This window comes from Vibrio sp. MA40-2, assembly GCF_047302445.1.
GTDB lineage: Bacteria > Pseudomonadota > Gammaproteobacteria > Enterobacterales > Vibrionaceae > Vibrio.
Map to the genome: position 1 here is coordinate 2,320,942 of NZ_CP178628.1, position 14,376 is coordinate 2,335,317.

Genomic DNA, 14,376 nt, shown 5'->3' on the forward strand with positions numbered 1-14,376 from the left:
AGTATTGGTACTACGATATAATATTTAATTGCATCAAGTCACCAAAAAAATTGATAATATTATTTTGTGTGGTCAAATAACAATCAAACGGCATCTTTTTATGCTTAGTAAATATATACCCGTTACCCTTGACGTTGCATTTTTGTGCCTACGTTGTTCACCTCAATCGTATAGTTTACCTATACTCATGAGCTTCATTCGCTTGTCGCCTTAATGCAACTCTAATGGTTTTAGGTATAACGATTAGTATTATTATTTAAGCAGACAATACCTTGTTTATTGACACGCTATTCACCAAACTGACTACGTTTGCTTGCTAAGGCATTAAAGATTTTTTCTGTATCTAGAACGCGAGCCCATGGCATAAGGTCTGCTTCATTTTCTATCATATATTGTGTTAATTGTTGCTTCAGAGTAGCGACAAGTTCGTTGCCATGCCACGGTTTCGCAATATAAAAATCTAAGCTCGCGCTATTGACAGCTTCAACGGTTGCCTCTAAATCGGCTTGGCCAGTGAGTAACAGTTTACGCGCTGGCTTGGTTAGTTCATTGTGATTTAGTTCGATGAGAAAACTGATACCCGTTTGTTCCGGCATAATATGATCACAGAGAATAAGGGCTAACTTGATATTGTCGTCGATATATTCTTGAATAACATCTTTTGCTTCTGCTACCGATTCTGCTCCTTCAATAATAAAGTTATCTTCAAACTCAGAAAGATCTTGTACTACGCTATCTAGAACTTCTCTTTCGTCATCCACACATAGAATGAGATATTTATTCATCGTATTTCCTTATCTGTATTTACGACCGCATTTGCAGGTTGAAACGGTAGCCACACAATCATTTTAGTATATTGGTTTGGGCTCGATTCTACGTCTATCCAACCACCATGTTGAGCCAGTATTTGATGACAAACTGACAGACCAATGCCTAAGCCAAAATTGCCTTCTTTTTTAGTCGTGTAATTTAATTCAAATATTTTGTCTTGTTGTTCTTTTGGTATGCCGCAACCATTGTCTTCAAATGTTATTTTGGCATACAGAGATCCTTGTTTAATTTCTTGTTCTGACGTTATCTTCAAGTATCCCTTGTCAGGAAAAGCATCAATAGCATTAGAAACTAGGTTAGTCCAAACTTGTTGCATCGCATTGGTTAAACATAAAATATTGGGTAAATCTTGATATTCTTTGATAACCGTATGCCGTTTAAGTTTGTTTTCAAAAATAACCAACGTATCTTCTATTCCTTCATGAATATCGACAACATGCATTACTTCGTTGTCTTGTCGGGCATACCCCTTCAAACTTTTCACCATATCGGCAATTCTTTTGGCACACACTTGAACTGACCGGAGTGTTGATCCTGCAATATGGTACTTTTCTAATCCTGCTATGCTGGTGGCTAAATTCTTACTTTCTTTACCAAGTTGAATAATTTCATCTAGATTGTGATGAAGATTGAGTTGAACAATTTTTTTTGCCAGTTGTTTATCGCTGATGTTAGGTAAAATTTCTTTGGTCTGTTGGCGTATTTCTGAAGTCGACATTGGACGTGACTGCATTGATTCTCGCAATATGTTTGCCCCTAGTTGTTGATGAGAAGCTGGTAATGGCGAATGAATCAGTTGGTCTATTTGGCTGGTTAATGTATCCGCTCCTCGTAGAATAGCGGCAATAGGGTTGTTTAATTCATGCGCAACACCTGCGACAAGTTGACCAAGCATGGCCATCTTCTCTCGTTCAATCAATTGTTGATGGGCTGTTTCTAAAGATTCATATGTTCTTTGTAACTCCAATTTAGTTTTGATACTTCTTTGCAATCGTCTGTTAAAGTGACGGAGTAGCATATTGGTAAAAAGTGGAAGCAGCTCACTATTTGAATTGAGTACTTCAGAAAAGACATTCTTATCTAATTTAATCACTTTAGTTGTAGTTAGTGTAATAGCTGTCGAAAACGACAGTTCACCAGTTACAAATGACATGCCACCAACTAGGCTACCTTTTGAATAACGCACCACTTCTCTTTGTATGGCTAAATCATCTGCTTTATAAAGTGCGACATCACCCTCTACAATAAACCATAAAAATTCGTTAGGTTCGCCTTCAACGGTTAATAGGTGATCGGTTGAATAGGTTCGACATGCTCGCGTGTCATCTTTTTCGGCAAAAAACTTGAGTAAAGCGCCAATGAATTGGTCTGCAAGATAAGAATCACTTAATTGATGAAAATCATGTATAAATCCTGAACGATAAGAGTCGAGTTTACTATTTATATGGGCACTTAGAATTCGCGATTGATCTAATACTGTGCTGTAACTCAGCCAGTTATCGGATGGCGTACCTAAGATAAAGGTGGTCAGTTCTTTTTGAGCAATTTCTAGTATAGCGTGTTTTTTAAGAGGTTTAGTTAAACAGTGATCTAAACGTCCTTCATTTACTGCCATTAAAATAGTTTCAATATCTTCACCGTCACTAACCAAAATTTTTCGCGCATCTTTGGTATGTTCGGAACGATCAAGTTGAATTAGGAAGTCTGCGGCATCAAATGAGTGGCTTGATGCTGCAATGGCCATGGCGACCGATTGTCCATTCTCTTGCACATATTCGAGTGTTTGTAGTGCGTCTTCTGGTGTATCGACACAGCAAATATCAAAATGAGTGGATAGAGCCGCTAATTCAGTTCTTAACGTTTCGACTGATATAGGATCATTATCTAGATAGAGCAATACATACTGAGTCACAGTCACCTCAACGATGTTTTATTTACTAATGTAACAATTTTCACCAATTAGAGATGGGAGCTAAGTAAAACTCTTACCCATAGCATGAATAGAAACTCTGATTTAACTCAAGGTTTTAAGTTATAGTTAATCACGTTATAGTTAATCCATTTTTTATAGACAACGATAAGTGAATTCATGCAACAGATAAAAAAGTTTGGCGCGGTTGGTGGTGTATTGGTATTGGTTGCGTGTTGGCCACTTGCCGTAGGCCAGATAGCGCAAAAGGTACTGACAGATGGTATTGCGGCAATTAACAATGAGCAATTCACTGCAGAAGTGGTTGATTATGACCGCCACTATTTATCTGCGTTGGCCACCACTAGATATGAAATTATTGATCCTACCCTGAAACAACAGTTTATTAATGACGGTTTGCCGACAGTATTTAACTTAAAGCACTCTATTCAGCATGGTGTTATCAAAGTCGATTCTGTTACCGAATTTGTCGATTTTGACCAGATTCCTGCCAGGTTATCTTCTGTCACACAGCTTAATGGCAATACGCATTTTACATTAGATATCGATAATATTAATTATCCTATTCCTGACACATTGAACTCATCTATTTATGTTGCGGCATCTAAAATTCAAGGCAAAGCAACGGTTTTAGGTGAAGTTGATGTTACGTTTGATATTCCTACCGTCCAGTTGCATTTTGATTCTGGCGAAAGTTGGAACATATCATCAATAACTGGTTCGGCAAAAGGTAAAAAAGACAACAGTTTTTGGCAAGGAGAGCAGCAGATTAATATCGCTGATTTTGCGTTACTTTCACCTGATGGTGGTGTAGAAGCAAGTGCCACTAATTTTAGCTATAAATTTAGTTCCTCTACCGATCATAACGAACAAAGATTGGATACCAACCATGTTATTACTGTTGAACATATGGTGTCGAATCAAGGTGAGTTAGATTCAGCTAAATTTGATTTTACACTTGGTTACTTAGATAAAAATGCTTTTGAGGGATTGGTCGGTTTATATCAATCAAACGCAGCGATTGATAACGCTGTAATAGCGAAATCGACCCCGTTGATCGACCAATTGTTTGATAGAGGATTTAAGATAAAATTAAACGAGCTGAATATTACCCAAGGTAAGGGTGTTTTCCGTTTAGATTGGTTATTAGAGATCCCTCAGGGTACCAGTAATGTAAGCCAGGACTTTAGCAAGGTTATTCCGGCGTTTACTGGCGACTTTACTGGTTATATTTCAAACGAACTCATAGAGTCTTATCCTCATATGCAAGAGGGAGTGGATGAGTTAGTGATAATGGAATTTATTCAACCGGATGAAAATGGCTATAAAAGTGACGCAAAAATCCTTAATGGTAAAATTGTATTTACCAATGGCCAAGAGATACCATTGATGATGTTATTGATGTCCATGATGTAATAACAATGGATAAATAACGGTTTTATTGAAAAGAGGCGATTAAGCCTCTTTTTTATGCTTTTTCTACGCTTAAAAACATGCTATTACTGCTGCATGTTTACAAGATATCTAGTTTATAAAAAGATACCGTTCACAAGAAATAGAATTTAAAAAATATAGTCCACAAGAAATAAAATAAGCAGGAGCAAAAAATATCATGGGAACCATTTATAATTTTAGTGCCGGGCCTGCTGCTTTGCCTAAAGCGGTAATGGAAAAAGCGCAATCCGAATTTATTGACTGGAATGGGCTTGGGACTTCTGTTATGGAAATCAGCCATCGTAGTAAAGAATTTATCAAAGTAGCTGAAGATGCAGAACAAGACTTGAGAGATTTACTTAATATCCCAGACAACTATAAAGTGTTATTTTGTCAAGGTGGAGCGCGAGCTCAGTTTTCAGCCGTACCGATGAACTTGCTTGGAAACGCGTCAACGGCCACCTATATTGATGCTGGCTATTGGGCTGAGAGCGCTATAGTGGAAGCAAAAAAATATTGCCAACCAGATGTATTTGATGCTAAATGCCTCATTGATAATAAAGTCGCTGTTTTGCCTGTACAGGACTGGAAAATCTCTGAACAATCCGCGTATGTTCATTTCTGTCCAAATGAAACCATTGATGGTATTGAAATAAATGAATTACCAGTGACTGATAAACCGATTGTTGCCGATATGTCTTCGACTATTTTATCTCGTCGTATTGATGTATCCAAATACGGGGTTATTTATGCTGGTGCTCAAAAAAATATTGGACCTGCAGGTATTTGTATCGCGATAGTACGAGATGACTTGCTCGATTTAGCCACTAAAACGCTGCCAAGTATTCTTAATTATAAAGTCCTTGCGGAAAAAGACTCAATGTACAACACGCCACCAACATTTGCTTGGTATTTATCTGGGTTGGTATTTAAGTGGTTAAAACGCAGTGGTGGCGTTGAGGCTATTGAAAAAATCAATATTCGCAAAGCAGAGCTACTGTATAAAGCGATAGATGACTCTTCATTCTATACCAATGGTGTACATGAAAATAATCGTTCTCTGATGAATGTTCCCTTTCAACTTGATAAACCAGAACTTGATAGCAAATTTTTACAACTGGCTGATGCAGCTGGTTTGAAAGCACTCAAAGGCCATAGAGCGGTAGGTGGAATGAGAGCTTCGATATACAACGCAATGCCACTTGAAGGTGTGCAGGCTTTAGTTGATTTTATGCAGAAATTTGAAGCTGAATACGCATAAACAGAGTTACTAGCCAAGATAGTATTTTGTGTAGTAGATTAGCTTTATAATAAGACAGCCTCGCAATGTGAAATTGTGAGGCTGTTTTTTACATAGTTTATTAACTTGTTAACTTACTTATATAGATATCATATTGTATCTATCACTAAACAAGCGAAATATCTGTGTTGTTATAGCGTTTGATGCAAATGATGGTATCGACCTTGTAGAGAAAGTAGCTGTTCATGGGTGCCTTGTTCTACTATGCAACCTTCTTCGATTAAACAGATTTGATCCATGGTCTTTAAACCAATTAATCTGTGAGTAATGAAGATGACGGTTTTACCTTCGAAATGTTGTTCAAATAGATCCATTATTTGTTGTTCCGTTTTTTGGTCTAACCCTTCAGTCGGCTCATCCAATAGAATGATTGGCGCGTTATGTAATATTGCACGAGCAATACCAATACGTCTTTTTTCGCCGCCAGAAAGTTGTCTGCCACCATCGCCTAACCATATATCGATACCGTTATCTGATAGCAACGTTGTTAGACCTACCTGCTCGACAACCTTGATAAGTTCAGCATCTGAAGCTTGTTCTTTTGCCATGGCTAAGTTGTCTCTTAGTGATCCGTTAAGTATATCGACGCGTTGACTAACAACCGATATCGTTTTGCGTAAATTCACTTCACTAATTTTATTTAGTGGAGTAGATGCAAGGGTGATTGATCCACTATTCACATCCCAATAACGACAAAGTAACTGAATAAGTGTTGATTTTCCTGAACCGGTCTGTCCTAGTATTGCGCAACGCGAATTGGCTTTAATTTCTAGGTTTAGGTTATTAATGACGGTTTGTGTCGTGTCAGCATAAGTAAAGCTCACACTATTAAATGCAATATCGTATTGATCTGAAATCAGCTCACCTTGATTAGGAAAGACCACCTCAGGGTCAGCCAGAATGATTTCGTTCAGTCTACGTGCTGAGGTTATAGTTTGACCTAAATGTTGAAAGGCGCCAGCGATAGGCATTAACAATTCGAAGCTAGCCATAGTGGCAAAAGCAAATAATGCCACCATTGGATCGGGAGGATTACCACCCACACCATCAGCTGCTAACCACAATATAAGAGTTAGCGTGAGGCCATTAACTAAAATCAGTAAACCACTCGCCATGCCAGTAAGATTGGCATTAACATATTGGTTTAGCATCAGCTTTTGCTGAGATTCTAAAATAGCGTTTCGATAACGTTCTTCAGCCGCAAATAAAACCAGCTCACTGTGACCTTGTAACCAATCGAGTGAGGTAACTCGTAATTGTGATTTATTATTGGTTAGGCTTTGCCCGTTATGTTTGCCGAGTTTGTAAAAAACTACCGGCCAAATCAGCAATATTGATAATAAAATCAAACCGAGAGTTAGGCCAAGAGTGACATCAAACCAACTCAAAAATACGGTAAGAGTAATGATACTAACAGCACTAACCACGATAGGGCTTAACAACCGTAAATAGACATGGTCCATTGCGTCTACGTCTGCGACTAATCTGTTTAGTAGATCACCATCGCGTAAATTGGTTACACGACCCGGTACTAAGGGTGCGAGTTTGTTGAAAAAGAATACTCGAAGTTCTGTTAACAGCTTAAATGTAGCGTTATGACTAACAACTCGTTCACCCCAACGTCCTGCGGTTCTTCCCATCGCTAAACCACGTACCGCCCCTCCCGGCAACATGTAGTTAAACGTTTCTTTAGCTATGGTTAGCCCTGCAATGGCGGAAGCAGAAATAAACCAACCAGATAAGGTGAGCAATCCTATAGAGGCAAACATAGTAACAAAAGCCAACAACATGCCTACGGATAAACCAAACCAGTGTTTTTTGTAAAGCTTTAGATAAGGCAATAACTCACGCATCGAGGTCTCCTTGTTCGCTATCAAGTACCGTGTTTTTAGCGTTTAGCATGGTGGCAAAAAGCCCGTTTTTGTGTCGTAAATCGGTGTAACTACCTAATTCGACTACTTGGCCGGATTGCAAAACAATGATTTGTTCAACATTCTTCAGTTGAGATAATTGATGAGTTACGATAAGCGTCGTTCTCGTTTGGATCTGATTTTCTAATCCTTTCATAACCAATTTTTCACTTTTAGCATCTAAGCTGGCCGTTGGTTCATCTAATAGCCAAAAATGACCTTTTTGCAACATAGCTCTGGCTAAAGCAATTCGTTGTGCTTGCCCAACCGATAACCCTCCAGAGCGATCGTTAATTTGATAATCTAACCCGTGTTGATTCACAAATTCTGCTGCAAAAGATTGTTCTAGAACAGTGTCAATCACACTGTCAGAAACGTTACTATTGCCTAACGTGATATTGTCTCGAATCGAACCGTGTAATAGCAATGGATTTTGTCCAACCCAGCTAATTTGGTCACGCCAATCAACTAAATCACATTCTTTAAGTTCCAACCCATTAATTGTTAAACTTCCGTCATAAGGTAAGAAACCTAATATGGCATTAATTAAACTGGTCTTGCCTGCGCCACTGGGGCCAACTAGGGCAGTAGTCTTGTTGGCGTGGAGCGTAAAGCTAACCGGTCCGAGTAATTGACTTCCTTCTGGGCTTTTAACGATTAAATCGTTAGCGACAATTTGAATAGCCTCAGGGGTTGGTATTGGTTGTACGCCGGAATGTTGTTCCGTTACTTCGGTATTTAAAAACTCTACAATACTTTCTGCTGCACCCACGGCTTGTGCTTTAGCATGATAAAAAGTACCAAGATCACGTAGGGGTTGATAAAATTCTGGTGCTAGAATCAAAATAAATAAACCGGAGAAAAGAGTAATACCAGTGCCATAGAAACCAAAGTTCAATTCACCAATGTAACTAAAACCAAAATAAACAGCGGTTATCGCAATAGAAATTGAAGTGAAAAATTCCAATACTGCCGAGGATAAAAAGGCGACTTTTAAAACGTCCATAGTGCGTGTTCTAAATACTTCTGAAGCACCGTGAAGAGTTTCTTGTTCGACTTTAGTTCGATTAAATAAGCGGATAGTGGTCATGGATTGTAATCGGTCATAGAAGTGACCAGATAAACGTTGCAGCGCTTTAAAGTTTTTCTTGTTCGCATCTGCTGCTTTCATTCCAACTAAAGCCATAAATAGTGGCACTAATGGAGCGGTGACAAGGAAAATAAGTCCGGCGGCCCAATTGGTTGGGAAAACTACCGCTAAAATTATTAGCGGAACCAATACTGATAAAGACATTTGTGGTACATAGCGTGCGAAAAAGTCTTGCATGTCTTCGACTTGTTCTAGCAGCAATGTTGCCCAAGTTCCTGCGGGTTTGCCTTTGATATAAGCGGGTCCCAACACTCTTAATCGATCTAAAATGAGTTGTCTAATATAAATCCGAATCTGCTCACCGGCTCGAAACCCTGCAATTTCTCGTCCCCACGTGCAGATAGAGCGTCCAATAACTGTTGCGACTAAACCAACGAAGTAGGGGATTAGGACATTTTTATCGACATTTTCAATAATCAATTGGTGTAGGATTGAAGCAAGTAGTGCTGCTTGACCGAGCAAGAATAGGCTTGATAACAAACCCAAAGAAATACTAATAACCAGCCAGCGTTTCGCTAACTTGCTTTGCAGTTTAAGCCACTTATTGAGATCTCGCTGTTTTGATTTATCCATGTACTTATAAGACTTCTTTTCATTATGATTTTTTGTTTTAGGAAACAATTGGTTATTTTAGAAAACAAATAATTGTTTGGAAAAATCATCAAATCATGTATGTGTTAGAACAAAGGGTGATTATACAAAAAGAAAACCAACGGGAATACCGTTGGTTTATAAGGTTTTGATAATAAATCTTTATTCGCTCGAATTACTGTCAGTGAGCGAATCTAAGTATCGTTCTGCGTCCAATGCGGCCATACAACCTGTCCCTGCAGAGGTAATGGCTTGTCGATAATTTTGATCCATCACGTCACCAGCGGCAAAAATACCTTCAATACTGGTTTGAGTTGCATTGCCATTTAGTCCCGAATTTACGGTTAAATAGCCATTATTGGTATTTAACTGCCCATTGAACATATCGGTATTTGGATGATGACCAATTGCCACAAAAAGCCCCATTACATCAATTTCTTCTAATGAATCGCTTTGAGTATCTTGTAAACGAAGTCCAGTCACGCCCATGTCATCACCAAGCACTTCATTAAGTGTTCGGTTGGTATGTAGAATTACATTACCATTATTTACCTTGTCCATAAGACGGTTCATCAGTATTTTTTCAGCTCTAAAACCGTCACGACGATGAATTAAATGTACTTCAGAAGCAATGTTAGCAAGATATAAAGTCTCTTCAACTGCGGTGTTTCCTCCGCCGATTACAGCGACTTTTTGATTTTTATAAAAGAACCCATCACACGTTGCACAAGCTGATACTCCGCGACCTTTAAAGGCTTCCTCTGATTCCAAACCGAGATATTTTGCTGAAGATCCGGTCGAAATAATTAAGGCATCGCAAGTGTAAGTCAGGTTGTCGCCTTCAAGGCGAAACGGACGATTTTGAAAATCGACGGTGTGAATATGGTCAAATACAATTTCTGTTTCAAATTTTTCAGCGTGTTCTTTCATGCGTTCCATTAAAGATGGACCGGTTAAATCATCAGCGTCGCCAGGCCAGTTCTCTACTTCGGTGGTCTCAGTTAACTGCCCACCTTGTTGTAAACCAGTAACTAAAACGGGTTTTAGATTAGCTCTTGCCGCATAGACAGCAGCGGTATAACCTGCTGGACCACTGCCTAATATCAATAGTTTACTGTGTTTTACTTCTTTCATTGGGCTAACTCCAAAATGATAATTTATTTTTGTTGTGATTGTAGGGAATATGAGTGCTAGTTTAAAGACAATCTACGTATTAAATTGGTAACTTTGTTAGTTTAAAGCATCGTTCCACTCTAGTAATCGTTTGCGCTGAAAAGTTGCTTATTCTCTGTTGTTCTTTTCGTTCTACTTTATAATCAAAGTTAATTGTTTGGGCTGGCATCATTAGGTTTTATACCGATTGTATTACTGTGGTCAGCATCCATTAATTCTGCGTTTGTCTGTACTGTTGTTGTGGTCGTGTGTTTTATGGGCTCTTTTGGGCCTAAAAATTTAGGTTGTGTTCGGAACACGTATAAGTCGAGCAAAGCTTTAACTCGGGCAAACACTTCCCTAAACCTGACCGATATACCAGAATATTGTTGAGGTCCGGGAACAGCAAGGCAGACTGCTTCTATATCATAGTGTTTTGCAATATATAATGCTCTTTCACAGTGGAACTTCTGGGTGATAATAATAAATTCATCTGCCTCGAATATTTTTTTAGCTCGAACGATTGAGTCCAATGTTCTAAAGCCTGCATAATCCAAATGAATGGTTTCTTCAGGAACCCCCGCCTTTAATAAATCTCGTTTCATTGTCCAAGGTTCATTGTAAGAGCGATGAGCATTGTCACCGCTTAACAGAAAATCATCTACTTTATCGTTTTTGAACAGGGTAATAGCAGCATTGATTCGGTTAGCATAATAATCATTTAATACCTTACCAAGGTATTTGCTGGTTCCGAGTACCATGGCGACATCGTAATTGGGTAAATTTGATGGTTGGGTATATATATTGTTTTGGGTTGTCCAGCTAAAAATACGATCTGCTAGCACAATACTTACCACCGATAATATTAGCGTTAGTGATAAGCTAATGACTAAGATTCGCATCGATATTTTACCAGACAAAAATCGTTTGTTTGATAAATATTGTGCTGATTTAACTCGCTGTGTTTTAGTCAAATTTGAGTGTCCTAATGGCGTATGCGTATTATACGTGACGATTCTTTTGTGCCCACATGCCTATGACAATAAAACAAATGATAACTGAAATAAATAAGATTCCGGTATCTAATGTTTTGAGCCATCGAGCTAAGTAAGGTGATACATTGATAATAATTAGCCCATAACCAAAAGCGTTAAGTAATATAAAGGTAAATGTTCGCACGATGAAATGTTGTCTAACCATTTTCCTACGCATGAAATGGTTAATATCTCCACCAAGAATAACCAGCATACAGGCAATAAAAGCGACTGAAATTTCAGTAACGTAAGGTATTAAGTAGTAACCTACGGGCGAGAAAAAATCCAACATAATTTATAATCAATTGTACGATATTCAATAATGACCGATTCTATCAAATATCCTCTTGTTCGTGTTGTATTGAACCAAAAAATATCATTCCTGTAGGAATAGTGTTACAAGCTTGTTGTTGATATGCCTTTATGTACCGCTAGATTCAACCAACAGATTATTGTCTTATATTCTATTGCCATATATTGCTTGTTGTTTAATAGTAATTGTATGTTGTTTAATAAATAGCAGCATGTTGTTTAAACGCAATAGCGTGGGGGCATAATGGAAAAGCACGAAGACACAATAGCAGTGTTTGATTACACATTGTTTTTGGGTGAAAGTTGCAAACAAAAATGGACTTTTATTGATGGGCTTTATTCTTCGGTCTCGGTTTTTTGTAGAGTGTGGAAGGGCAAAGCCAATCAACAATGTGAACCTAATGATAAGCTGTGGAAATTGGCTTTGAATAATTTATCAGCCAGCTCAAGTGATGAATCAAATATTATCAGTTTAGTTAATGTTGCTCGGCATGAGGGTATAAAAGAGTTACACCTTATGCTGCCTTATGAGTTAGATATTCAGCAAATTAATACCATTATAGAACAAACCAATGTCAAAGTATGGCATGTAAAAAAAGATCAACTTATTGTTATTTTTTGAAAGGCTTTAAGCTGCCACTTTAGTGGTAACGTTATGTTATAAAATACAACGGACACCTATCACTAGAGTGTCCGTTGTTCATTGTATCTTGGTTAAATTATTTTCAGACGATGATTAAACAATCAAATCGTATTCATTACGCAATATATCTATAATCTCTTGTTTAGGGTTATTGCTAAGTTCGATCTTTTTATTGGTGATTTTTTCCGCAATATCGATGTAAACTTTTGATACTTTCATCAACGCTTCCAATGGCAATTCATTGTTCTGCGCAAGAGCGGCTCTTTCTGGCATACGCTCTTTATTTAATAGAATATCTGGATCAGGGAAGTAATTAAGTAAAAATTGTCGAAATCCTTCTTTTGAATTCTCAACAATATTGCCTTTTTCATATTCCGATTTATCCCAAATCCGAGATGAATCTGGGGTACCAACTTCATCCATATAAATGAGTTTTTCAATACCATCGCGATCAGTAACGTAACCAAATTCAAATTTTGTATCGACAAATATTTGACCTACTTCATCAAGTGCAGAGCTAATAACATTGAAACCTTGTTTAAGTAATTGCTCATAAAGTTTAATATCATCAATGTTAGAAAAATTGAATGCAACAAAGTTATCTTCAATATTTTTTCGCGAAATATTCACATCGTCTGCTTCAGGTACGCCAGCAATACCTTTTAGAATACCCTTGGTCGATGGGGTAATTAATAGTTCCTTCAAGGGCTTGTCTTTTTCTAAATCGTTTGGCAATTCAATACCACAGAATTCACGTTCTCCTTTTTCATAAGAACGCCACATCGAGCCAGTAATATATTGACGGCAAATTGCTTCTATCATTACTGGTTTGGCTTTTTGAACGATCCAGATAAAAGGATGAGGAATATCTAGAATGTGGCTATCTGCTAGACCGTTGTCTTTAAATAGCTGAAACCAGTGATTAGAGATCGCATTTAATGCTGCACCTTTTCCAGGAACACCTTTAAGGCCACCTTCACCTTGCCAAATACAGTCGAAAGCTGAAATACGATCACTGATAACCATTATAGCAAGTGGGGCGTCTGGAGAGACATTATAGTTTTTTTGTTCAATTAAACGTTTACTGTCTTCTTCTGTTAGCCAGTAAACAGAACGAACTTTACCACTATGAACGGGTTTATCGGTTCTAATTGGAAGATCATCATTTACAGCGAGAACTTGGTTAGCGAGACTCATCAAGATATTCCTTAAGTATATGCTTCAAAATATGGGCGCATAATACCAGAACTAAATTTGACTGCCACAGAAAAAGCAAACGATTGCGGTGTGATCAGTTACTAAAACATATGATTAACTTAGTGGCACAAATGTATTTTAGTGACAAAAATGGCTTTGGTCGGTATTTATCCCTAAATAAAAGACAGCACATCCTTTAATACTCGCTAAGGTATTAATTCTTATTCTAGAGTGATATTCAATTTTTGAACTTGCTACGATTGCGCTAGCGGTTCCTGCTTCTATGGCTTTAATCACGATCTCTTCTTCGCAAAATAGAGACGACGACTTCATTTGGATAATGGTATTACAATTAATGTTATGTTTGGCTAATTCAGCATGAATAGGACGAGGGCAGTCAGCTGTATAAAGAATCCATTGTTTTCTGTTAGACAAAATCGCCAACGCTGAGTAGATAGAATCAACGGAATTTTGTGACTGTGTTGCTTGGTTAATAGCAGCAAAGTTACTCGATCTGGTATTGGGACCAATTTTGTTTTTCTCAAATTGGTAATTCTTAAACATATGACTTTCAGACGCATTGCTTTCACATATATTGCTCTTAAACATAATGCTGTATCTCCATACATACTGTATAAATAAACAGTATTATAGTTTTGTTCGTTATGCAAGCATATTTTTGTCCAAATAATAACCTCTCCGGTGATGATTTAGACTAGACGAGTTATTAGAGGTGGAACGTGGTAATAACCATTTATTGTCAATGAGGAGATTGAATGGTCTTAAGTTATTCTTTAAATAGAAAACAATAGAGGAGAAACAAGGATCAGGTTAAATCTTAAGAGATTTAGCGACGTTTGGTTAGTTAATACAGTGTGGGGGGAGATAAGCG

At 37.8% G+C, this 14,376-nt stretch carries 12 protein-coding genes; 3 read left to right on the top strand and 9 right to left on the bottom strand.

Annotated features, from left to right (window positions below; all coding sequences use genetic code 11):
* Window positions 1-287 precede the first annotated feature (287 nt).
* Both ACLKML_RS18170 and ACLKML_RS18175 read right to left on the bottom strand, forming a co-directional pair.
* Window positions 288-785, bottom strand: coding sequence for a response regulator (locus tag ACLKML_RS18170; RefSeq protein WP_413284386.1), 498 nt, complete (start codon window positions 783-785; stop codon window positions 288-290).
* Complete coding sequence (locus ACLKML_RS18175) at window positions 782-2,743, bottom strand: ATP-binding protein (protein WP_413284387.1); 1,962 nt, start codon at window positions 2,741-2,743, stop codon at window positions 782-784. The genes ACLKML_RS18170 and ACLKML_RS18175 overlap by 4 nt, the downstream gene beginning before the upstream one ends.
* Before the next feature lie 177 nt (window positions 2,744-2,920).
* On the opposite strand from ACLKML_RS18175, the gene ACLKML_RS18180 reads away from it, so the two are divergent.
* A complete protein-coding gene (locus ACLKML_RS18180) occupies window positions 2,921-4,177 on the top strand; it encodes a DUF945 family protein (protein WP_413284388.1) in 1,257 nt (418 codons plus the stop codon).
* A 196-nt stretch (window positions 4,178-4,373) separates the two neighbouring features.
* A complete protein-coding gene (gene serC, locus ACLKML_RS18185) occupies window positions 4,374-5,456 on the top strand; it encodes a 3-phosphoserine/phosphohydroxythreonine transaminase (RefSeq protein WP_413284389.1) in 1,083 nt (360 codons plus the stop codon).
* A 170-nt stretch (window positions 5,457-5,626) separates the two neighbouring features.
* Here the strand turns inward: serC and cydC are convergent, their stop codons facing one another.
* The 5 genes from cydC to ACLKML_RS18210 form a co-directional block, all read right to left on the bottom strand.
* The gene (cydC, locus tag ACLKML_RS18190; RefSeq protein ID WP_413284390.1) at window positions 5,627-7,348 is read right to left on the bottom strand and encodes a heme ABC transporter ATP-binding protein/permease CydC; all 1,722 of its coding nucleotides are present in this window, start codon (window positions 7,346-7,348) and stop codon (window positions 5,627-5,629) included.
* Entirely contained in the window at window positions 7,341-9,128 is a 1,788-nt protein-coding gene (gene cydD / locus ACLKML_RS18195) for a heme ABC transporter permease/ATP-binding protein CydD (RefSeq protein WP_413284391.1), read from the bottom strand. The genes cydC and cydD overlap by 8 nt, the downstream gene beginning before the upstream one ends.
* 180 nt (window positions 9,129-9,308) lie before the next feature.
* Window positions 9,309-10,280: a thioredoxin-disulfide reductase gene (gene trxB, locus ACLKML_RS18200; RefSeq protein ID WP_413284392.1), complete on the bottom strand. Its 972-nt coding sequence runs from the start codon at window positions 10,278-10,280 to the stop codon at window positions 9,309-9,311.
* Window positions 10,281-10,468: 188 nt separating this feature from the next.
* Window positions 10,469-11,200: a vancomycin high temperature exclusion protein gene (locus ACLKML_RS18205; protein WP_413285926.1), complete on the bottom strand. Its 732-nt coding sequence runs from the start codon at window positions 11,198-11,200 to the stop codon at window positions 10,469-10,471.
* Between the two features lie 100 nt (window positions 11,201-11,300).
* Complete coding sequence (locus ACLKML_RS18210; RefSeq protein ID WP_413284393.1) at window positions 11,301-11,624, bottom strand: DUF3392 domain-containing protein; 324 nt, start codon at window positions 11,622-11,624, stop codon at window positions 11,301-11,303.
* Window positions 11,625-11,888: 264 nt separating this feature from the next.
* Between ACLKML_RS18210 and ACLKML_RS18215 the strand changes: the two genes are divergently transcribed.
* Entirely contained in the window at window positions 11,889-12,266 is a 378-nt protein-coding gene (locus ACLKML_RS18215) for a transporter (protein ID WP_413284394.1), read from the top strand.
* Between the two features lie 114 nt (window positions 12,267-12,380).
* Here the strand turns inward: ACLKML_RS18215 and ACLKML_RS18220 are convergent, their stop codons facing one another.
* Both ACLKML_RS18220 and ACLKML_RS18225 read right to left on the bottom strand, forming a co-directional pair.
* Window positions 12,381-13,484: a phosphoribosylaminoimidazolesuccinocarboxamide synthase gene (locus ACLKML_RS18220; protein WP_413284395.1), complete on the bottom strand. Its 1,104-nt coding sequence runs from the start codon at window positions 13,482-13,484 to the stop codon at window positions 12,381-12,383.
* A 138-nt stretch (window positions 13,485-13,622) separates the two neighbouring features.
* The gene (locus ACLKML_RS18225) at window positions 13,623-14,093 is read right to left on the bottom strand and encodes a hypothetical protein (RefSeq protein ID WP_413284396.1); all 471 of its coding nucleotides are present in this window, start codon (window positions 14,091-14,093) and stop codon (window positions 13,623-13,625) included.
* Between the last annotated feature and the right edge of the window lie 283 nt (window positions 14,094-14,376).